Source organism: Amycolatopsis sp. NPDC104863 (assembly GCF_055582965.1).
This window is the reverse complement of the sequence record NZ_JBVJOW010000008.1, coordinates 516,395-540,403: the sequence shown is the minus strand read 5'-3', so window position 1 is coordinate 540,403 and position 24,009 is coordinate 516,395. Positions and strand designations below refer to the sequence as shown.

At 73.4% G+C, this 24,009-nt stretch carries 2 protein-coding genes; both read right to left on the bottom strand.

Going from position 1 to position 24,009, the window contains the following annotated elements; all coding sequences use genetic code 11:
• Nucleotides 1-7 precede the first annotated feature (7 nt).
• Entirely contained in the window at nt 8-3,979 is a 3,972-nt protein-coding gene (locus ACZ63J_RS38435; RefSeq protein ID WP_465407138.1) for a non-ribosomal peptide synthetase, read from the bottom strand.
• A complete protein-coding gene (locus ACZ63J_RS38430; protein ID WP_465407140.1) occupies nt 3,976-23,973 on the bottom strand; it encodes a non-ribosomal peptide synthetase in 19,998 nt (6,665 codons plus the stop codon). Before ACZ63J_RS38430 ends, ACZ63J_RS38435 begins: the two co-directional genes overlap by 4 nt.
• Nucleotides 23,974-24,009 lie beyond the last annotated feature (36 nt).

Genomic DNA, 24,009 nt, shown 5'->3' with positions numbered 1-24,009 from the left:
TTCTCCTTCACTCGTCGGCGGTCACGGCGAGCCCGGCCAGCACGGCCCGGGCCAGCTCCGCCACGTGCGGCGGTTCGACCATGTCCCAGTGGTGTCCCGGCACCGGCGTCACCGTGAGCTCGCCGCGCGTGCGGGTGCGCCAGCTCTCCGGCCGCACCTCCGGGCGGCCCTTCACCGGGTGGGTGCCGGTGGAGGTGATGAGGTGGATGCCGGTGTCGACGACCGCGCGGCACCGGTAGGCCTCGACGGCGTCCTTGCCGGCCAGGTAGACCCGGGCCATCTGCTCGACGACGGCGTTGCCCGCCACCTCCGAGACCATGCCGCGGTCGCGGGCCTCGGCGAGCATCTCGTCGAGCGTGTCGACGGCCCCCGGGGCCAGCTTCAGCACGGCCTCGCCGAACCACGCGAGGGGGTCGCTGGTGTCGACCTCCGGGAGCGGGTTGCCGTAGTCGTCGACACCGAGGACGGTCGCGTCGATGACACACAGGTGCTCGACCGCGCGGCCTGCTTTTTCCAGCTGGGCGGCCATTTCGAACGCCACCGACCCGCCCTGGGACCAGCCCGCGAGCCGGATGGGCCGGTCGCCGGCGACCGGCAGCAGGTCGGCCACGAACGCCGCGGCCAGCTCCTCGATGGTGTGCACCGGGTCCTCGCCGGGGGCGAACCCGGGCGCCTGCAGGCCGAACACCGGCAGCGCCGGGTCGAGCTCGGCCACGAGCTGCAGGTACGGGAACGGGCTCCCGGCCGTCGGCGGCAGCAGGAACAGCGGCGCGACACCCGCGCGGCCCGGCGAGAGCGGGACGACCAGTCCCCCGCCGCTGTCACCGGCGCGGATGAGGTCGGCCAGCGCCCGGATCGTCGGGGCGCGGAAGACCTCGGCCAGCCCGACGGTCGCGCCCAGCTCGGCCTTGATCCGGTCGACCAGCACCACGGCCAGCAGCGAGTGGCCGCCGACGTCGAAGAAGCCGTCTGTGACGCCGACGCGCCGGCCGAGCAGGTCCTCCCAGAGCTTCGCGATCGCCATCTCCAGCTCGTCGCGCGGCAGCACTCCGGACGCCGACACCGGCGCGGCCTCCGGGGCGGGCAGCGCGACGCGGTCGATCTTGCCGTTCGAGGTGAGCGGCAAGGTGTCCAAAGTGGTCAGGGTCGACGGGACCATGTACTCCGGCAGCCGCTCGGCCAGGTGCGCCCGCAGCTCCTCGGCGTCCACAGTGGACGGCGCGACGTAGCCGGCGAGCGCGCCGTCGCGGACCACGGCGACCGCCTCGGTGACGCCGGGGCCGCCGACCAGCGCGGCCTCGATCTCACCCAGCTCGATGCGGTAACCGCGCACCTTGACCTGGTGGTCGGTGCGGCCGACGAACTCCAGCCGGCCGTCCGGCAGGTACCGGGCGAGGTCGCCGCTGCGGTAGAGGCGGCCGGTGCCGAACGGGTTGGGCACGTACTTGGCCGCGGTCAGGCCCGGGCTGCCCGCGAAGCCGCGCGCGACTCCCGCGCCGCCCGCGTACAGCTCACCGGTGACCCCGGCCGGGACGGGCCGCAGGTGCTCGTCGAGGAGGTAGACCTCGGTGTTCCAGATCGGCCGGCCGACCGAGATCGGCGTGGTGACGCACTCGGCGGCGGGCAGCAGGTTGATCACGTTCGCCACGGACGTCTCGGTGTGGCCGTACTCGTTGGCCACGACGACGTCGGGGGCGTTCTCGCGCCAGAACTCCAGGGCCTCGGCGGTGAGCTGCTCGCCGCCGACGACCAGGTGCGCGGCCGCGCCCGCCGCTGCGGGCTCCAGACAGCGGCGCAGCGGTTCGAGGTGGGCCGGGGTGAGCTTGACGAAGCTGAACTTCCGGCCGCTCGACAGCACGTCCGCGAGGCCCGCCACCGGGTGCTCGTCCTCCGGCACCAGCGTCACGGTCGTGCCGCACAGCAGCGGCAGGAACAGCCCGGTGACGGTCAGGTCGAAGGCGAGCGACGAGTGCACGGGCGCGCCGTCGCCCTCGTCGGCGCGGTAGGCCTGGCGGCACCAGTCCAGGTAGTGCAGCACCCCGCGGTGGCTGATCATCACGCCCTTGGGCCGCCCGGTCGAGCCGGAGGTGTAGATGACGTAGGCGAGGTTCTCCGGGTCGACCACCGGGTCCTGCCACGGCGCCGGGTCGTCGGCGACCGGCTCGTCGGCGTAGACGACGACCTCACCGAGGTCCTCGCCGGCGTACCGGCGGGTGGTGACGAGGACGCGGGCGCCGGCCTGGCGCAGCATGTACTCCTTGCGGTCCTGCGGGTAGGCCGGGTCGAGGGGGATGTAGTGGCCCCCGGTCTTGAGGATCGCCAGCAGGACCGGCAGCAGCAGCGGGCCGCGTTCGCAGAGCACGCCGACCGGGGTTTCGACGCCGACGCCGTGGGCGCGCAGCCGCTGGGCGAGCCGGGTCGCCCGGGTTTCGAGATCGGCGTAGGTCAGCTCGGCCGCGCCGCAGCGGACGGCGATCGCGTCCGGGTTCGACGCGGTCTGCTCGGCGATCCGGCCGTGCAGCGTGCCGCGCAGGTAGGGCTCGGCGGTGGCGTTCCAGGTGTCGAGGAGCAGCGTCCGCTCGTCCGCGCCGAGGACGTCCACTTCGGACAGCCGGGCGCCGGGCTTCTCGGCGAGCTCGGTGAAGAGCCGGACGAAGTGCTCGCCCATGCGGTCCATCCGGGCCTGGTCGAACAGCGCCGTCGCGTACTCGAGGACACCTTCGACGGATCCGTCGGCCTGGCGGACGAAGGAGATCATCAGGTCGAACTTGGCGGTGCTCGAAGCCAGGTCCACCGGCGAGACGGCGAGGTCGCCCAGGGAGGCCTCCCCCGACGACGAGTCGTACACGGCGAACATCACCTGGACGACCGGGGTGTGCGCGAGGTCGCGTTCCGGGGCCAGCTCCTGGACGAGGCGCTCGAACGGCAGGTCTTCGTGGGCCTGGTCGGCCAGCCGGGCCACGCGGACGCGGTCGGCGAGGGTGCCGAAGTCCGGTTCGCCGGAGAGGTCGCCGCGGGCGACGACGGTGTTCACGAAGAACCCGACCATGTGCTCCAGCTCGGCCCGGCCACGGCCCGCGACCGGGGTGCCGACGGCGATGTCCTCCCGCCCGGTGTGCCGCCCGAGCACGACGTACGCGGCGGCGAGCAGTGTCACGAACGGCGTCGCACCCGTGCTCTTTCCCTGGTTCAGCACCGCTTCGGCGGCGGCCGCCGGAATGGTGAAACGGGCCGACGCGCCGTGGGGGTCACGCTGGGCCGGCCGCGGGCGGTCGGCGGGCAGCTCCAAGGTCTCCAGGCCGGCGAGCCGCTCCTTCCAGTAGGCGAGATCCGCGTCGTGAGCGTCCACCCGGGACTGCTCCCAGACGGCGAAGTCCGCATAGGACAGTTCGATCGGCAGCAGGTCGGCGCCGGTGTAGAGCTTGCGCAGGTCCTCGAGCAGGATCGGCAGCGACCAGCCGTCACAGGCGATGTGGTGGACGTTCAGCGCCAGCACGTGCCGTTCGGGCGCCTCGCGGACCAGCAGAGCGCGGAACACCGGCCCGGCGGCAAGGTCGAACGGCCGGCCGACGTACTCCGCCAGCACGGTGTCCAGGTCACCCTCGACCACCGGCAGCTCGACCGGTTCCGGCGCCCCGATCACCTGCCGCGGCTTGGTGTCCTCCGCGAGGTAGGTCGTGCGCAGGATCTCGTGCCGGGCCACGAGGGCGTCGAGCGCGTGCTGGAGCGCGCCGACGTCGAGGGCGCCGTCCAGCCGGAGCAGGAGCGGGACCGCGTACTCGGCGCTGTCCGGGTCGAGGCGGTCGAGGAACCACAGGCGCTGCTGCCCGGCCGACAGCGGGAGCGGGACGTCGCGGTCGGCGCGGCCGAAGGTGCGGACCGGCGCGGTGGCGCGTCCGCGCAGCCGCTTCGCGAGCACCGCGGCCCGCAGCCGGGCCGCCCGATCGGCGTCGGCGGGGCGGGTGTCGAACGTGGTCATGCGCTGGCCTCCTCGGTGAGGGAGTCGAGGAGCTCCTGCTCGGACATGCCGGCGAGCTCGGCCTCGATCTCGGTGTGGACCACGGCGGCGAGCGCGGCGACCGTGGTGGTCTGGAACAGCACGGGCAGGGGCAGGTCCACGCCGAAGGCGGCCTGCAGCCGCATGCGGACCTTGGCGGCGAGCACGGAATGCCCGCCCAGTGCGAAGAAGTCGTCACCGAGCCCGACGCGGGGCACGCCGAGCACCTCGGCCCAGATGTCGGCGATCAGCTGCTCCTCGGGACTGCCGGGAGCGACGTAGTCCGCCGTCTCCTCGGCCGGTTCGGGCAGCGCGGCCCGGTCGAGCTTGCCGCTGGCGTTGACCGGCATCGCGTCCAGCACGACGAAGGCCGACGGCACCAGGTGGTCCGGCAGGCGCCGGGCCAGGAAGGTCCGCAGATCGGCGGCGGTGACGTCACCGACGGTGTAGGCGACCAGGCGTTTCTGCCCGGCCGGATCCGGTTTGGCGAGCACGACCGCCGCGGTGAGCGCCGGGTGGGCCCGCAGCGCGGACTCGACTTCGCCGAGCTCGATGCGGAAGCCGCGGATCTTGACCTGGTCGTCGGTCCGCCCGAGGAACTCCAGGTTCCCGGCGCGGGTGCGGCGGACGAGGTCGCCGGTCCGGTACATCCGGCCGCCGGCCGGGTTCGCGACGAACCGCTGGGCCGTCAGTCCCGGCCGCCCGAGGTAACCGCGGGCCAGGCCCGGGCTCGCGACGTACAGCTCCCCCGCCACGCCCGGCGGCACCGGCTGGAGCCGGTCGTCGAGGACGTAGGCGCGGGTGTATCGCAGCGCGCTGCCGATGGTGACCTGCTCCCCCGGCACCAGCGGCTCGCTGACCGTCGAGACGACCGTAGCTTCCGTCGGGCCGTACATGTTGAGCATCCGGCGACCCGGCGCCCACTTCGCGACCAGCTCCGGCGGGCAGACGTCGCCGCCGACCACGACCGTGCGGAAGTCCGGCAGGTCCGGGTCCTCGACCGTGGCCAGGGCCGCGGGCGGGATCAGCGCGTGGGTCACGCGGCCCTCGGCGAGGACGTCCCGCAGCTGGTCGCCCAGCAGCGGGCCCGGCGGGGTGACGACCAGCGCGGCACCGGTCATCAGCGACGCGCACAGCTCGAGGATCGACGCGTCGAAGCTCGGGGACACGTACTGCAGCACCCGGTCGCCGGGGCCGACCCGGTAGGCGTCGACGGTGTTGGCGACGAGCGTGGCGAGTCCGGCGTGGCTGACGACGACACCCTTCGGCCGTCCCGTCGAACCCGACGTGTAGATCACGTACGCCGCGTTCTCCGGCTCGACTTCGACGTCCAGCGGACCGTCGTCCATTGTGGACTCCGGCAGCTCCCGAAGCGTGAGCACTGGGTTCGCGTCCTCGAGCATGTAGCGGATGCGCTCTTCCGGGTAACTCGGGTCGACCGGCAGGAAGGCCGCGCCGGTCTTGACGACCGCCAGCTGGGCGACGACCAGGTCGGCCGAGCGCGGCAGCAGCAGCGCGACCACCGTCTCCGGAGCAGCACCGCGGCTCTGCAGGACGCGGGCCACGCGGTTGGCGGCCTTGTCCAGTTCGCCGTAGGTGAGGGAGTCCGGTCCGGCCACCACGGCCGGGGCGTCCGGATCCCGTCGCACCTGGGCTTCCACCAGTTCCGCGAAAGTCCCGCCCGGAGCGTTGCCGTCGAGCGGAGTGATCTCGGCCGCGTCGAGCATCCGGACCCCGTCCACCCGCCGGTCCGGCTCGGCGGCGAAGCCGGTCAGGAGCCGGACGTACCGGTCGGCGAACGCGGCGACCGTCTCCTCGTCGAACAGCGCGACCGGATATTCGAGGACGCCGTCGACCGCGCCGGTGGGCTGCTCGCGCAGCACCATGGCGAGGTCGAACTTGGCCGCGCCCGTCTCGACACCGAGCGGCTCGCAGTCCAGGTCGCCGAGCTCCCAGCCACCCTCGGACACCGTCTGCAAAGCGAACATCAGCTGCACCAAAGGGTTGCGGCTCGGGTCACGCTCGGGCCGCAGCTCGGCGACGACCCGGTCGAACGGGACCTCCTGGTGGCTGAAGGAGTTCAGCGCGGTTTCCCGCACGCGTCCCAGCAGTTCGGTGAAGCCGGGCGAGCCGGTCAGGTCCGCGCGCAGGGCGAGCGTGTTGACGAACTGGCCGATCAGCCGCTCGGTGTCCGGGTGGTCGCGGCCGGCGACCGGGCTGCCGACGGCGAACTCGCGGAGCCCGGTGTGGCGGGAGACGAGGACCTGGAACCCGGCGAGCAGTGTCATGAACAGGCTGGCCCGGGCTTCCGCGCCCAGCTCGCCGAGCCGGTTCGCCAGCTCCGCGGGAACGCTGAACTCGTACCGCGCGCCCCGCGGGTCCCGGACCGGCGGCCGGGGCCGGTCCGTGGGCAGCTGCACGACCTGCGGCACCCCGGCGAGCTGCGTCCGCCAGAACTCGACGTCCGCTTCGGTCGGCTGGGACCAGGCCGCGACGTCGGCGTACTGCACCGGCAACGGCGGCAGGGTGACGCCCGCGTAGAGGTCGCGCAGCTCCTCGGCGAGGAGGCCTTCGGACCAGCCGTCGAGCACGATGTGGTGGGCCGACAGCACGAGGACGTGGTCGTTCTCGGCCAGCCGGCCGAGCGCCGCCGAGAACACCGGTCCGGTGGCGAGGTCGACGGGCCGCGCCTCCAGGACCTGCGCCACCTCGTCGATGTCGGTCACCGGCAACGGAACCGGGCCGGCGGGGTCGACGACCTGCTTGGGCTCGCCGTCCAGCTCGACGAACCGGGTCCGCAGGATCTCGTGCCGCTCGACCAGCTTCGTCAGGGCGGCCGCCAGCGCGTCGACGTCCAGGGTGCCGCGAAGGCGGACCGCGTTGGGCACCAGGTACTCCGCGCTCGACGGCGCCATCCGGTCGGCCAGCCACATGCCCACCTGGACCCCCGCGAGGGGCGCGGGACCGTCGGGCCGCTTCGGGATCGCTTCGAAGTCGCGCTCGCTCGCGCGGCCGACGGCGTCGGCCAGCTCCGCGACCGTGGGCGAGTCGAAGATGAGCCGGATCGGGATGTCCGCCGAGAGCCGTTTGCGCAGCTCGGCGACCACTCGGACACCCAGCAGGGAGTGCCCGCCCAGGTCGAAGAAGTTGTCGTCGGCCCCGACCCGCTCGACCCCGAGAACGTTCTGCAGCACCTCGGCGACCAGCTCCGCGACCGGGCCTTCCGGCGTGCGGTACTCGGCTCCGGCCGCGGCGGGCGCGGGCAGCGCCTTGCGGTCGATTTTGCCGCTCGTCGTGGTCGGGAACTCGGGCAGCACGCTCAGCGCGGTCGGCACGAGGTAGACGGGCAGGCGCTCGCGCAGCTGCTCGCGGATCGTGGTCTCGGTGAGCGTGACGCCGGCCTGCGCGGTGACATACCCGGCGAGGCGCTTGTCACCCGGCGACGGCTGCCACACCGTGACGGCCGCTTCGCGCACGCCCGGCAGCTCCAGCAGCACCTGCTCGACCTCGCCGGGTTCGACGCGGATGCCGCGGATCTTGACCTGCGAATCCTGGCGGCCGAGGAAGGTCAGCGCGCCGTCGGGGGTGCGCAGGCCGCGGTCGCCGGTGCGGTAGAGCCGCTCGCCGGGGTGGAACGGGCTGGGCAGGAACGCCGCCGCCGTCTTGCCCGGGTCGCCGAGGTAACCCCGGGCCAGGCCGACACCGCCGATGTAGAGGTCACCGGGGACGCCGACCGGGACCGGCCGGAAGTGCTCGTCCAGGACGTGGATCTGGTTGTTCGCGATCGGCGAGCCGACGCTGACCGAGCCCGCGCCGTCGAGGTCGGACCGGAGGCACTCGCGCATGGTCGAGTCGATCGACACCTCGGTGGCGCCCCACTGGTTGTGCAGGGTGGCGTGCTCGCCCAGCCGGTCGAAGAACAGCTTGAGCAGTTCCGGCTGGAGCGCCTCGCCGCTGGTGATGACGTTGCGCAGCGGCTTGAGGGCCGCGCGGTCGGCCGGGGTCAGCTGCTCCAGGAACAGCGTCAGCATGCTCGGCACGAACTGCAGGTTCGACACCTGGTGCTTGATCGCTCCGGCCAGGATCGCGGCCGGGTCACGGTGCAGGCCCGGCGGGATCAGCGCGACGCGGCCGCCGACGATGAGCGGCCACAGGCATTCCACGGCCGCGTCGTCGAAGACCAGCGTCGTCTTCTGCAGGACGCCTTCGCCCGGCTGGAGGCGGTAGGTGTCCTGGTGCCAGCGCAGCCGGTTGACCCAGCCGCGGTGGGTGCTCGCGACGCCCTTCGGCTTCCCGGTGGAGCCGGAGGTGTAGTAGATCGACACCAGGTTGTCCGGGTGGGTGGTGTCGTCCGACTCTGGCGCTTCCCCGTCCAAATCGGACACTTCGAGGAAGGTGATTCGGCTGTCGGCCGGGGTCTTCGCGCCTTCGTCGACCAAGCAGACGGGCGAGTTCGCGTCGCCGAGGATGCCGAGGACCCGGGGTTCGGGCGCGTCGGTCTCGATCGGGACGAACGCGCCGCCGGCCTTGAGGATCGCGACGAGGCCGACGATCAGGTCGATCGAGCGGTCCATCCGCAGGCCGACCGGGACGTCCGGGCCGACGCCGTGCTCGGTCAGCCGGGCGGCGAGGACTCCGGCCCGGCGTTCCAGCCCGGCGTAGTCGAGGTGGTCGTCCAGGTACTCGACGGCGACGGCGTGCGGGGTCTTCGCCGCCTGCCGGGTGATGAGGTGGTGCAGGCAGACGCTCTCGTCGTAGGCGACGCCGGTGCTGTTGACGCCCTGCACCAGGTGCGTTCGCTCGGCGTCGCCGAGCAGGTCCAGCTCGCCGACCGGGGTTTCGGGGGCGTCGGCGATCCTCGTGAGCAGGGTGGTGAAGTGGCCGGCCAGCCGCTCGATCGTGGTGGTGTCGAACAGCGCGGTCGGGTACTCGAAGATGCCGGTCAGGGCGCCGTCGGCGTCTTGGGCGAGAGCGAGTTCGAGGTCGAACTTGCTCACCCGGGTGTCGACGGCGAGCTGTTCGACGTCGAGGCCCGATAGCGCCCAGCCGGCCTTCTCGTTGTTCTGCAGGGCGAACACGATCTGCACCAGCGGGGTGCGGGTGAGGTCGCGCTGCGGGCGCAGGAGCTCCACGATCCGGTCGAACGGGACGTCGTCGTGGTCGAACGCGGCGAGGGTGCCGGCACGGACCCGGCGCAGCAGCTCGGTGAACGCCGGGTCGCCGGTGAGGTCGGCGCGCAGGGGGACGGTGTTGACGAAGTGGCCGACGAGCGGCTCGGTCTGCGGATGGCTGCGGCCGGACACGGGAGTGCCGATCGCGAAGTCCCGCATCGCGGTGTAGCGGCTGATCAGGACCTCGAAGGCGGCGAGGACCGTCATGAAGAGGCTCGCGTCGTGCTCGGCGCCCAGCGCGGCCAGCTTGCCTACTGTTGCCGCGGGCACGTGCACCGGGGTCTTGGCCCCGGCGATGTCCCGGGTGAGCGGCCGAGGCCGGTCGGCGGGCAGTTCCGCGACGTGCGGCATGCCGTCGAGGGCCTCCTGCCAGAACGCGAGCCCGGCTTCGTCGGAGGTGGCGGCTTGCCACGCCGCGACGTCGCCGAACTGCACCGGCAGCGCCGCGGGGCGGATCCCGGCGAAGTGGTCGCGGAGCTCGGCGGCCAGGACGCCCATGGACCACCCGTCGGCGACGATGTGGTGCAGGAGCAGGACGAGAACGTGCTCGGTGCCGGAGATCCGGCCCAGGGCGGCCCGGAAGACGGGGCCGTGTTCGAGGTCGAGCGGGGTGTCGACCCGGGACCGGAGGAAGGCTTCGACGTCGCTCACCTCGGTGACCGGGAGCGGCACCGGCCGGACCGGGTCGACCACCTGGGCCGGCTCGCCGTCCACCTCGACAAACCGGCTGCGCAGGATTTCGTGCCGGGCCACCACCGCCGACAGCGCGCCGGCCAAGGCCTCCTCGTCCAGGTCGCCGTTGATGCGCAGGGCGAGGGGTACCAGGTACTCCGCGGACCCGGGCGCGAGCCGCTCGGCGAACCAGAGTCCGCGCTGCACCGGCGAAAGCGGTGTCCGGACCCCGTGCCCGCGAGCCGGGATCGGCTCGACGTCCACAGTGGACGCCTCCGGCACGAGCCGGGCCAGGGCGGCGATCGTCGGGGCCTCGAACAGCGCCCGGACGCCCAGCCGCACGCCGAGCTCCGTGCGCATCCGGCCGGTCACCTTCGCCGCCAGCAGCGAGTGGCCGCCCAGCGCGAAGAAGTTGTCCTCCACTCCGGGCTCCGGAACGCCGAGGACGTCGGCCCAGATCGCGGCCAGTGCGACCTCCACCGGGTTCCGCGGTGCGACGTGCCCGGTGACGACCCGCTGCGGCGCGGGCAACGCGGCCCGGTCGAGCTTGCCGTTCGCGGTCCGCGGCAGTTCCGCCAGCGGCACGATCACCGACGGCACCAGGTACTCCGGCAGCCGCGCGGCGGCGAGATCGGTGAGCACCGCCGGGTCCGCCGTGCCCACGACGTAGGCGACCAGAAGCCCGTCCCGGACCACGACAGCGGCCTGCGTGACCCCCTCGAAGCCGGCCAGGACGGCCTGCACCTCGCCGGGCTCGACGCGGAAGCCGCGGATCTTCGCCTGGTCGTCGGCTCGGCCCGCGTACTCGAGGACGCCAAGAGTGTTCCACCGGGCGAGGTCACCGGTGCGATACATCCGCTCCCCCGCCCCGAACGGTGAAGCCACGAACCGCTCCGCGGAAAGCCCGGGCTGCCCGAGGTAGCCGTGCGCGGTGCCGACCCCCGACAGGTACAGCTCGCCCACCACCCCGGCGGGCACCGGCCGCAGCCGCGCGTCGAGGACGTACGCGTGCTTCCCGATCACCGGCCGCCCGATCGGGACCGGCCCGTCGACCGCCGTCACCGCGTGGACCGTGCTGAAGCCCATCGTCTCGGCCGGCCCGTACCCGTTGACCACCGCGACGTGCGGGTACGACCGCAGCACCTTCGCCAGGTGCGCGGGCGAAGCCGCCTCGCCGCCGGTCATCGCGCGGCGGACCGTCGCGAACACCGCCGGGTGCTCGTCGACCAGGAAGTTGAACAGGCTCGCCGAGACGTCCAGGACCGTGACGCCGTGCGCCACGACCAGGTCCTCGATCAGGGCGGGCTCCGGACGCTGGCCGGGCTGGAGCACAACCGTGCCCCCGGCCAGCAGCGGCCCGAGCAGCTGAGTGCCGAACGCGTCCCACGACACCGGCGCGCACTGCAGCCAGACGTCGTCCGGCCCGAACCCGGCGTAGTCCTGGCCGGTCAGCGTGCCGACGACCGCGCGGTGCGGGGCCGCGACCGCCTTCGGCACGCCGGTCGACCCGGAGGTGAACATGACGACGGCGAGGTCGTCCGGGCTGCCGGGCAGACCGAGGACACCACCGTCGCGGACGGCGATCGCGGCCGCGTCGGCGACGACGTCGATCCGCTTCCAGGGCAGCTCGCGTCCATCGGTCAGGACGACCGCCGCCGACGTCCGCCGCAGGGCGCCGACCAGGCGTTCGGCCGGGAAGTCCGTGTCCAGCACGGTGTAGGCGGCCCCGGCCTTGAGCACGGCGAGCAGCGCGACGGCCAGTCGCGGCGACCGTCCGATGTGGACTCCGACCAGGTCCCCGCGCCGGACGCCCTCGGCGACGAGGTGCCGGGCGAGCCGGTTGGCCTCGGTGTCGAGCTGTCCGTAGGTGAGCGACGAGCCCTCGAAGACCAGCGCGGTCGCGTCCGGCGCCCAGGCCGCCTGCCGCTCGACGAGTTCGTGCAGCCGCATCGCCGGGGCCGTGGCCGCCGTGGTCCCGAAGGCCAGCAGCTCGGCCCGTTCCGCGGTGGCGAGCAGGTCCAGGTCGGCCAGCGGAACGTCCGGAGCGGACACAGCCGCGGTGAGGAACCGCGCGAACCGCGCCGCGATCGACTCCGCGGTCGCCGCGTCGAACAGGTCGGCGGCGTACTCCAGCTGCCCGGTCAGCCCGGCCGGGGTGCCATCCGGACCGTGGTTCTCCTCGATACCCGCGGTCAGGTCGAACTTGGCGACGTCACGGCGGACCGTGACGCCCTCGGTGACCAGACCGGGCAGGCCGAGCTGCGCGGTGGCGTTGTTCTGCAGCACCAGCATCACCTGGAACAACGGGTGCCGGGAGGCCGACCGCGCCGGGTTGAGCTCTTCCACGACCCGCTCGAACGGGACGTCGGCGTGCGCCAGCGCGGCCAGCCCGGCGTCGCGGACACGGGCCAGGAGCTGCCGGAACGTCGGCTGCCCGGAGACGTCGGTGCGCAGGACGAGGGTGTTGACGAAGAACCCGGCGAGGTCGTCGAGGGCGGTGTCGCCGCGGCCGGCGACGGCGGTCCCGAGCGGGACGTCGTCGCCTGCGCCGAGTCGCGACAGGAGGGCCGCGAACCCGGCCTGCAGCGCCATGAACAGCGTCGCACCCCCGGAGCGGGCCAGCTCGACGAGCGCGGTGTGGACGTCCGCGCCGAGCGCGAACTCCACCGAGCCACCGCGGTGGCTCGCCACGGCCGGGCGGACCCGGTCGGCGGGCAGCGCCAGTTCCTCGGGCGCCCCGGCGAGTGCGTCGCGCCAGAACGCGAGCTGGCCGGCGATCTCCGCTTCGTCGAGGACTTCGCGCTGCCACAGCGTGTAGTCCGCGTACTGCACCGGCAGGGGCGTCCACTTCGGAGCGTCGCCATCGAGGCGGGCCGCGTAGGCGGTGGCCAAGTCACGCCACAGCGGCGCGGCCGACCAGCCGTCGGACGCGATGTGGTGCAGCACCAGCAGCAGCACGTGGTCATCGGCGGCGACCTGGACCAGGTGCGCCCGGATCGGCAGCTCGGTCCGCAGGTCGAACACGTGCGCGGCGGCTTCCGCGAGCACCTTCGGCAACGAGTCCTCAGTGGACTGGGTGAGCGTCCACGGCACCGCGGGCGCGGTCAGGATCTCCTGCCACGGCTCGCCTTCGTGGGCCGGGAACACCGTCCGCAGCGACTCGTGCCGCTCCACGACATCGGCCAACGCGGCTTGCAGAGCGGCCACATCCAGGGAGCCGCGCAAGCGCAACGCACGCGGGACGTCGTAGCCGGCGTTGGCCTCCTCGGCCTGGTCGACGAACCACAGCCGCTGCTGCGCGAACGACAGCGGCAGCCGCTCGGGCCGGTCGCGGCGGGTCACCGGCGGCCGCGCCGGGGCGGCGTCACCGAGCACCTCGGCGAGCCCGGCGACGGCCGGGGTGCGGAACAGGTCGCGGATGCCGAGCTCGACCCCGAGCACGGCGCGGACGCGGCCGATCAGCCGGGCGGCCAGCAGTGAATGCCCGCCCAGCTCGAAGAAGCCGTCGTCGAGACCGACCTCGGGCAGCCCGAGCACCTCCGCGAAGAGTCCACAGAGGACGTTCTCGGTGACGGTCCGCGGCCGCCGTCGCGAACCCGCGGCGAAGTCCGGTGCGGGCAGCGCGCGGCGGTCCAGCTTGCCGTTCGCCGTCCGGGGCAGCTCGGCCAGCGGCACGATCGCCGACGGCACGAGGTAGTCCGGCAGCCGGTCGGCCAGATAGGCCCGCAGCTCAGCCGGTTCGGCCGCACCGACGACGTAGCCGATCAGCCGTCCGTCGCGGACGACGACCGCGGCCTGCTCGATCCCGTCGTGGCGGGCCAGCACCGCCCGGACCTCACCGGGTTCGACGCGGAAGCCACGGACCTTGACCTGGTCGTCGGCGCGGCCGACGTACTCGAGGACGCCGTCGGCGTTCCACCGGACCAGGTCGCCGGTGCGGTACATCCGCTCCCCCGCCACGAACGGCGACGCGACGAACCGCTCGGCGGTGGCGCCGGGCAGGCCGCGGTAGCCGTCGGCGAGGCCGTGGCCCGCGAGGTACAGCTCACCCGTGACACCGGGCGCGGCGAGGGCGAGGTGCGCGTCGAGGACGTAGGCGCGCTTGCTCGCCACCGGCCGGCCGATCGGGATCGCGGTCCCGCCGAGGTCGGCGGCGGTGATCGGGTGGAACGTCGTGTAGCCCATGCTCTCGGCCGGGCCGTAGCCGTTGATCAGCGCGACGTCCGGGTATTCGCGCAGCGCCTTGGTGACGTGCTCGACGGACGCCGGCTCGCCGCCGGTCATGGCGCGGCGCAGCACGGTGAAGACCTGCGGTTCCTGGTCGAGGAGGTAGTTGAACAGGCTCGCCGAGGCGTGCAGGACGGTCACGCCGTGCTCGACGACCAGCGCGGCGATGCGGTCCGGCTCGGGGTTCTGGCCGGGCTGCAGGACCGTCCGGCCGCCGTAGAGCAGCGCGCCGAACAGCTGGAGCGCGAAGCCGTCCCACGACACCGGCGCGCACTGCAGCCACACCTGGTCCGCGTCGAAGGTGGCGTAGCCCTGGCCCATGGTCGCGACGACACCGCGGTGCGACGTGGCGACGCCCTTGGGCACGCCGGTGGAGCCCGAGGTGAACATGACGCAGGCCAGGTCGGCCGGGGTCAGCTCGACGTGTGGGTTCGTCGTGTCCGGGTGGTCGGGAATCGCCGTCAGGACCCGCCGCACGCCGGCCTGTTCGGTGACGGCGGCCAGGCGCTCGGCCGGGTAGCTCGGGTCCAGCAGGGTGTACGCGGCCCCGGACTTGAGCACGCCGAGCACGGCGGCGGCGAAGTCGAGGCCGCGGTCGAACAAGACTCCGACGACCTCGCCGCGGCGGATGCCGTCGTCCAGCAGGTGGTGGGCGACCCGGTTGGCGCGGGCGTTCAGCTCGCCGTAGGTCAGCGCTTCGCCCTCGAACAGGATCGCGACGGCGTCGGGGTCCTGGCGCTCGACGATCGTGTGCAGGCACTCCTCCGGCGCGGCGCTCACCTGGACCGCGTGGCCCGAGGTCAGCACAAGGTCGCGTTCGGCGGCGGTGAGCACGTCGAACGCCGCGACCGATGTGGTGGGCGCGTCGGCGATCTGCCCCAGCAGCCGGACGAACGCGGTGGCCAGGCGCTCCGCGGTGGCGGCGTCGAACAAGGCAGTCGCGTACTCGAAGGCGCCGGTGATTCCGTCGCCGTGGTCCTCCAGCGCGACGGTGAGATCGAACTTGGCGACCGAGCGGGTCACCTCGTACGGCTCGGTGTCCACACCGGACAGTGCGACGGGCGGGTTCTCCTGCTGCAGCACCAGCATCACCTGGAGCAGCGGGTGCCGCGACGCCGAGCGGGCCGGGTTCAGCTCCTCGACCAGGCGCTCGAACGGGACGTCGTCGTGCTCGAACGCGCTCAAGTCGGCTTCCCGGACGCGGGCCAGCAGCTCGGTGAACGCCGGGGCGCCGCTGAGGTCCGTGCGCAGGACAAGGGTGTTGACGAAGAAACCGACCAGGTTGTCGAGAACCGGGTCCGGACGGCCCGCGACGGGGGTGCCGATCGGGATGTCGTCGCCGGCGCCGAACCGCGCGAGCAGGGTCGCGAGCGCGGCCTGCAGGACCATGAACAGCGTCGCGCGCTGCCCGGCGGCCAGTTCCAGCAGCCGGGCGTGCAGCTCGGCCGGGATCTCGATCGCCGCCGAGCCGCCGGTGTGGTCCGCGGTGGCGGGCCGGACGCGGTCGTACGGCAGTGCCAGCTCCTCGGGCACCCCGGCGAGCGCGGCCGTCCAGTACGCGACGTCGCTGTCGAGTTCTCGTTGCCACAGCGTGTAGTCCGCGTACTGGACCGGCAGCGGCGCCCACTCCGGCGCGCGGCCGTCGAGACGGGCCGCGTAGGCGTCGGCCAGGTCGCGCAGCAGGACCGGGATCGACCAGCCGTCCCCGGCGATGTGGTGGGTCAGCACGAGCAGGACGTGCTCGTCACCCTCGCCGAACAGCCACGACCGGACCGGCGGCGCGGCGGCCAGGTCGAACGGCGTCCGAGCGGCGTCGGCGACCGAGCCGGTGCCGACCTCGAACGGAACCTCGTAGGAGTCGAGGACGACCTGGTACGGGCCGGATTCGTCCTCGGCGTAGTACGTGCGCAGGGCTTCGTGCCGTCCGGCCACATCGGACAGTGCGGTTGCCAGCGCCGCAGCGTCGACGTTTCCTCGCAGCCGCAGGGCGATCGGCATGTGGTACGCGGTGTCGTCACGGTCCATCCGGGCCAGGAACCACAGCCGTTCCTGGCCGGACGTCAGCGGAAGGCGGTCCGGCCGCTCGCGAGGGGTGATCGCCGGGCGCGCCGCGACGGCGTCGCCGAGGCTTTCGCTCAGTCCGGCGACCGTCGGGTTCGCGAACAGCGCCCGCACGGTGACGTCGAGGCCCAGCACCGCGCGGATCCGCCCGGCGAGCCGGGTGGCCAGCAGCGAGTGGCCGCCCAGGTCGAAGAAGCCGTCGTCGATGCCGACCTCGGGCGCGCCGAGGACCTCGGCGAACAGTTCGCACAGTGCGTGCTCACGAGCGGTGCGCGGAACCCGGCCGGCAGCGGTTTCGAACGCCGGCGCGGGGAGGGCCTTGCGGTCGAGCTTGCCGTTCGGCGTCCGTGGCAGCTCGTCGAGCAGCACGAACGCCGAGGGCACCATGTACCCGGGCAGCGCGGCGGCCAGGTGCCGGCGCAGCTCCTCGGCCTCGACCGGCTCGCTGGGCAGGACATAGGCGACCAGGCGCTTGTCGCCGGGCCGGTCTTCGCGGACGACGACCGCGCGCAGCGCGACGGCCGGGTGCGTGGCCAGCACCGCTTCGATCTCGCCCAGCTCGATGCGGAAGCCGCGGATCTTGACCTGGTGGTCGACGCGGCCGAGGAACCGGATCTCGCCGTCGCGACGGCGGGCGACCAGGTCGCCGGTGCGGTACATCCGCTCCCCCACCGCGAACGGCGAGGCGACGAACCGGTCCGCGGTCAGGTCGGGGCGGCCGAGGTAGCCGCGCACGACGCCGTCACCGGCGATGTACAGCTCACCCGGCACGCCCGCCGGGACCGGCCGCAGCGCGCGGTCCAGCACGTGGACCTGGGTGTTCGCGATCGGCGTGCCGATGGTCGGCGCGCCTTCGCCGACGCGGGCGGTGGTCGACCAGATGGTCGTCTCGGTCGGGCCGTACATGTTGGTCACCGACGCGGCCCGGGCCCGCAGCGCGACGGCCAGGTCGTCCGGCAGGGCTTCGCCGCCGACCAGGACGTGCACGCTCGTGAGGTCGACCGGCTCGGCCAGCAGCGCGTGGAAGAGGCTCGGCGTGGCTTGCAGCAGCGTGACGCCGTCCTCGGCCAGCGCGGCCAGGGCGCGGGTGTCGCGGACGTCGTCGCGGCTCGCGAGGACGACGGTGGCCCCGGCCAGCAGCGGCGCGAAGATCTCCAGGCCGGCGATGTCGAAGCCGACGGTCGTGACGGCCAGCAGCCGGTCGCCCGGGCTCATGGCGAAGCGGTCGACCATGTCCAGCAGGAAGTTCAGCAGCGGCCGCCGCGGGACGACCACGCCTTTGGGGCGGCCGGTCGACCCCGACGTGAAGATCACGTACGCCGGGCTGTCCGGCGACGCGGTGTGCGGCAGGTTCTCGGCCGATCCGTCGAAGACGAGGTCGTCGCGGCTCAGGACCAGGGCCGGGGCGGCGTCCTCCAGCATCATCGCCAGCCGGTCCGCCGGGTACTCCAGGTCGAGCGCGAGGTAGCCGGCGCCGGTCTTGAGCACAGCGAACATGGCGACGATCAGCTGTTCGTCGCGGGGCAGGGCGAGGGCGACGTACTGCTCGGGCCCGGCGCCGCGGGCGACCAGGTGGTGGGCGAGCCGGTTGGCTCGGGTGTTCAGTTCGGCGTAGGTCAGGGTCGTGCCGCCGAACTGCAGGGCGGGCGCGTCCGGGGTGGCCGCGGCCTGCGTCTCGAACAGCTCGATCACCGAAGTGTCCGGCAGCGACCGGGCCGTCTCGCTGTTCGCCGTCTCGATGGCCACGCGCTCGCCGTCCGACAGCAGGTCCACAGTGGACAGCGCGACGTCCGGGGCGGCGACCGCGGCGGTGAGCAGGCGGACGAACCGGTCGGCCAGGTCGGCCGCGGTACCCGGGTCCAGGAGGTCGGTCGCGTACTCGAGGTACCCCCCGATCCCGGCGGTGGTCTCCTCCAGGTTCAGCGTCAGGTCGAACTTCGCCGTCGCGGTGGCCACCGGCACGTCGGCCACGGCCACGCCGGGCAGGGCCAGGTTCGCCGCGACGTTGTTCTGCAGCGCCAGCATCACCTGGAACAGTGGGTGCCGCGCGGTCGAGCGGGCCGGGTTGAGCCGCTCGACGACCCGCTCGAACGGGACGTCGGCGTGGTCGAACGCCTTGAGCGAGCTCTCCCGGACCCGGCGCACGAGCTCGGTGAAGCTCGGGTCGCCGCTGAGGTCGGTCCGCAGCACCAGGGTCGTGACGAAGAAGCCGACGAGGTCGTCGAGCGCGGCGTCCGGCCGACCCGCTGACGGGGTGCCGACGGCGACGTCGTCCCCGGCGCCGAGCCGGGACAGCAGGGCCGCGAACCCGGCCTGCAGCACCATGAACAGCGTCGCGTGCTCGCCGCGGGCGAGCTGCAGGAGCCGGGCGTGCAGGTCCGCGTCGAGGGTCACCGGAACGGTCGCGCCGCGGTGGCTCGCGACCGGCGGCCGTGGGTGGTCGAAGGGCAGGGAGATCTCGTCGGGCAGCCCGGCGAGCGCGTCGGCCCAGTAGTCGAGGGAGTCGTCGGTGAGGTCCTGTTGCCACAGCGCGTAGTCCGCGTACTGGACCGGCAGCGGTGTCCACTTCGGACATTCGCCGACGAGGCGGGCTGTGTACGCGGCCGACAGGTCGCGCAGCAGCGGGCCGAACGACCAGCCGTCGCCGGCGATGTGGTGGGTGACGAGCACCAGCACGTGGTCGTCGCCGTCGGGGATCAGCGCGGCGCGGATCGGCAGGTCGGCGGCCAGGTCGAACTCGCGGGCGGCGAAGCCGGCGACGTCCACCGCGGCTTCGGTCCACGGCAGCTCGGTGAGCGGGCGGATCTCCTGGCGGGGCACACCGTCGGTGTCCGGGAAGACCGTCCGCAGCGCCTCGTGGCGCTCGACGACGTCGGCGAACGCCTGGCGCAGCGCCGCGACGTCGAGGGCGCCGGTCAGCCGCACCGCGCGCGGGACATTGTAGGTGGCGCCGGCCTGGTCGAGCTGCTCGACGAACCACAGGCTGCGCTGCGCCGACGAGAGCGGCAGGACGTCCGGGCGCGGCCGGGCCACGACAGCCGAGCGGGCCGCGCGGGCGGTGTCGAGCACCGCGGCCAGCCCGGCGACGGTCGGGGCGCGGAAGACGTCCGCGACGCCGATCCGGACCCCGAGCACCGCGCCGACGCGGGCGACGAGCCGGGCGGCGAGCAGCGAGTGTCCGCCGAGGGCGAAGAACCCGTCGTCGACACCGACCGTCTCGACGCCGAGGACGTCGGCGAAGAGTCCACAGAGGACTTCTTCCCGCGGGGTGCGCGGCCCACGGCCGGTGGCCGTGCGCTCGGGCGCGGGCAGGGCCCGGCGGTCGAGCTTGCCGTTGGGCGTCAGGGGAAGCGCGTCGAGCAGGACGAACGCGCTCGGCACCAGGTGTTCCGGCAGCCGCTCGGCGAGATGGGCGCGGAAGTCGGCCGGCTCGCCGACGACGTAGGCGACCAGCAGCTGCTGACCGGGCCGGTCCTCGCGGACGACGACGGCGGACTCGGTGACGGCCGGGTGGGTGCCCAGCGCGGTCCGGATCTCGCCCGGCTCGACGCGGAACCCGCGGATCTTGACCTGGTCGTCGGCGCGGCCGGCGTACTCGAGGACACCGTCGGCGCGGCGGCGCACCAGGTCGCCGGTGCGGTACATCCGCTCTCCCGGCTCGAACGGCGACGCGACGAACCGGACGGCGGTCAGGTCGGGACGGCCGGCGTAACCGTCCGCGATGCCGCCGCCCGCCGCATACAGCTCGCCGACGACGCCGGGCGCGACCGGCCGCAGCCGCTCGTCCAGGACGTACGCGCGCTTGCCGTTGAGCGGCGTGCCGATCGGGATGGGCGCGCCGGTGAGGTCGGCCGCCGTGACGCGGTGGCAGCTGACGAAGATCATGTTCTCCACCGGCCCGTAAGCATTGTGGAACGCCACCGCCGGGTGGCTTTCGAGAGCCTTCGTCAGGTGCGCGACCGAGGCGACCTCACCGCCGGTGTAGACGTCGCTGACCTGTGAGAACACTGCCGGGTACTCGTCGAGGAGGAAGTTCAGCAGGCTGGCCGAGGCGAACATCGTCGTGACGCCGTGCCGCTCGACCAGGTCGGCGATGAGCGCGGGCTCGGGCTTCGGGCCGGGCTGCAGGACGCAGGTCGCGCCGGTGAGCAGCGCGCCGAACAGCTCGAACGCGAACGCGTCCCAGGAGACCGGCGCGGTCTGCAGCCAGACGTCGCCGGTGTAGCCCTGGCCGAGGATGGTCGTCACGACGGCTTCGTGGGAGGCGACAACACCCTTCGGCGTGCCGGTCGAGCCGGAGGTGAACATGACGCAGGCGGGCCCGGCCGGGTCGGTGTGCCGCACCGGCGCGGTCGCGACGGCGTCCACAGTGGACAAGTCGTCGAGGACCAGCGGAGTGCCGACCTGGTCGGCCAGCAGCTGCCGCCGCTCGGCCGGGAACGACGGGTCCAAGAGTGTGTAGCCGCAGCCGGCCTTGAGCACACCGAGGATCGCGGCGACCAGCTCGGGACCGCGGTCGAGGCAGATCGCGACGATCCGCCCGGCCGGGACGCCGGCCAGGTGGGCGGCCACGCCGTTCGCGCGCGTGTCCAGCTCGGCGTAGGTGACGGCCTCGTTTTCGAACAGCAACGCGGTGCGGTCCGGGGTGCGGCGAGCGTGGCTTCCGACCAGCTCGTGCAGGGTGGCGGCGGGCGCGGCGGGGGCGGGCATGCCGCCGGTGACGGCCTGGGCGTGTTCGGCGGCGTCGAGGAGGTCGAGGTCGCCGAGGCGCGTGTCCGGGTTCGCGGCGACGGCGGTGAGGACGCGCACCAGCCGGCCGGCCAGCGTGGCGGCGGTGGCGCGGTCGAACAGGTCGCTCGCGTACTCCAGCAGGCCGGTCAGCTCGCCGTCACGCTCCTCGAAGATCGCGGCCAGGTCGAACTTCGCGTAACCGATGTCGACGCGCTCGCCGGTGGACCGGACGCCGGTGACGGCGAGCTCGGCGGCGAGGTTGTTCTGCAGGACGAGCAGCACCTGGAACAGCGGGTGGCGGCCCAGCGAGCGGGCCGGGTTCAGCTCTTCGACGACCCGCTCGAACGGCACCTCGGAGTGCTCGAACGCGGCCAGGCACGTCTCGCGGGCGCGGTCGAGGAGCTCGCGGAACGTCGGGTCGCCGCCGGTGGCGGTGCGCAGGACGACGGTGTTGACGAAGAACCCGACGAGGTCGTCGAGGGCGGCGTCGGTCCGGCCCGCGACCGGCGAGCCGACCGGGACGTCGTCGCCGGCGCCGAGGCGGGTGAGCAGCGCGGCGAACGCGGCCTGCAGGACCATGAACAGCGTCGCGCCTTCGGCCGCGGCCAGGTCCGCGAGGCTGCGGTGGACGTCCGCGGGCACGTCCACCGGGACGACGCCGCCGCGGTGGCTCGCGACGGCCGGGCGCGGGCGGTCGGCGGGCAGCGGCAGCTCTTCGGGGAGTCCGGCGAGGGCCTCGCGCCAGTAGGCGAGGTCGCGCTCGACGGGGAGTTCCTGTTGCCACAACGTGTAGTCCGCGTACTGGACCGGCAGCGGTGTCCATTTCGGACGTTCCTTGGCCACCCGGGCGGCGTAGGCGGTCGAGACGTCGCGCAGGAGCGGGGCGAACGACCAGCCGTCGCTCGCGATGTGGTGCACGACCAGCAGCAGCACGGCGGTGCCGTCGGCGAGGCCGAAGAGCGTGGCGCGGATCGGGAGTTCGCGGGCGAGGTCGAACTCGGCCTCGGTGGCGGCGGTCAGGTCGGCGGCGAGAGTGTCCTCGGTGGACTCTTCCTCGGTCCAGGAGACCTCGCCGGCGTCCAGGATGTGCTGCACCGGCTCGTCGCCGTCGCGGGTGAAGATCGTGCGAAGGGTTTCGTGGCGGGCGACGACGTCTTCGACGGCGCTCCGCAGCGCCTCGGCGTCGATCGGGCCGTCGAGGCGGATCGCCTGCGGGATGTGGTAGCCGGAGTTCCGGGTGTCGGCCTGGTCGAGGAACCAGAGCCGGCGCTGCGCGAACGACAGCGGCATCGGTTCGGGACGCGGGCGCGGGGTCAGAGCCGGGCGCGCTTCCGGGGCGTCTTCGAGCAGTTCGGCCAGGCCGGCCGGGGTCGGCGCGCGGAAGACGTCACCGATGCCGGCCTCGACGCCGAGCGTCGCGCGGATGCGGGAGACGAGCTTGGCCGCGAGGAGGGAGTGGCCGCCGAGGGTGAGGAAGCCGTCGTCGATGCCGACGCCGTCGACACCGAGGATCTCGGAGAACAGCTCGCAGAGCGCCGCTTCACGCGGGGTACGCGGGGCGCGGCCGGTGCGGGCGGCGGACCAGTCCGGCGCCGGGAGGGCCTTGCGGTCGAGCTTGCCGCTCGGGGTCAGCGGCAGCGCGTCGAGCACGACGAACGCCGCGGGCACCATGTACTCCGGCAGGTTCTCCGCCAGCGCCGCACGCAGGGCTTCGACGTCCGGGGTGCCGTCCGGGACGACGTAGCCGACCAGGCGCTGGTCACCCGCGCGGTCCTCACGGGCCAGCACGCACGAGCCGCCGACACCGGGCTGCCGGTCCAGGACGGCCTCGATCTCGCCCAGCTCGACGCGCAGGCCGCGGATCTTCACCTGGTGGTCGGTGCGGCCGAGGTACTCCAGGGCGCCGTCTTCCGTCCAGCGCGCGAGGTCGCCGGTGCGGTACATCCGCTCCCCCGGCTCGAACCGCGACGCGACGAACTGCTCCGACGTCAGACCCGGGCGGCCGTGGTAACCGCGAGCCAGCTGGATCCCGGCGATATACAGCTCTCCCGCGACACCGGGCGCGACCGGGTTCAACTGGGCGTCCAGGACGTAGGTGCGGGTGTTCCACACCGGACGTCCGATGGGGACTGTCCTTTGCGCCGGGTCGCACGCCCAGTACGTCACGTCGACGGAGGCTTCGGTGGGGCCGTAGAGGTTGTGCAGCTCGACAGCCGGGAGCGTCTCGAAGAACCGGGCCTGCAGCTCGGCGGGCAGCGCTTCACCACTGCAGAGCACGCGACGCAGGCCGGTGCAGGTGGCGGCGGCCGGGTCGAGCAGGAACGCCTGCAACATCGACGGGACGAAGTGGACGGTCGTCACCCGCTCGGCGCGGATCAGCCCGGCCAGGTAGGCGGGGTCACGGTGGCCGCCGGGGCGTGCGATGACCAGCGTGGCGCCGGTCAGCAGCGGCCAGAAGAACTCCCAGACGGAGACGTCGAAGCTGGACGGCGTCTTCTGCAGCACGCGGTCGGTCTCGTCGAGACGGTACTCGGCCTGGGTCCAGGCGAGCCGGTTGACGATGCCTTCGTGCGGCACCAGCACACCCTTGGGACGGCCGGTGGAGCCGGAGGTGTAGATGGCGTAGGCAAGGTCCTTTGTGGACGTCTCGACGGTGGTGGCCGGGCCGGTCGTCAGGTCGAGCTCGTCGAGGCAGAGCGTCTCGGCGTCGAAGAGGCTTCTGTGCCGGGTCTGGGTGAGGACGACCGGCGCGGCGCTGTCGGCGACCATGTAGGCCAGCCGGTCGGCCGGGTAGTCCGGGTCGAGCGGGACGTAGGCGCCGCCGGCCTTGAGCACCCCCAGCAGGGCGATGACGAGCTCAAGGGAGCGGTCGGCGCAGACGCCGGTGAGGACGCCGGGGCCCACGCCCCGCTCGACCAGGAGGTGCGCGAGCCGGCCGGCTCGCTCGTGCAGGGCGCGGTAGGTCAGGGTCGCGCCTTCGAACACCAGCGCCGTCGCGTCCGGGGTGCGGGCCGCCTGCTCGGTGAGCAGCCGGGCGAGCGTGCGGCCCGCCTCCGGGACGTCGGTGGTGGTGTCGTTCCAGGCCGCCAGCAGCTGCCGGGTGTCGTCGTTCACGTAGATCAGCTCCAGTTCGGGTCTGCCGGCGGGTGG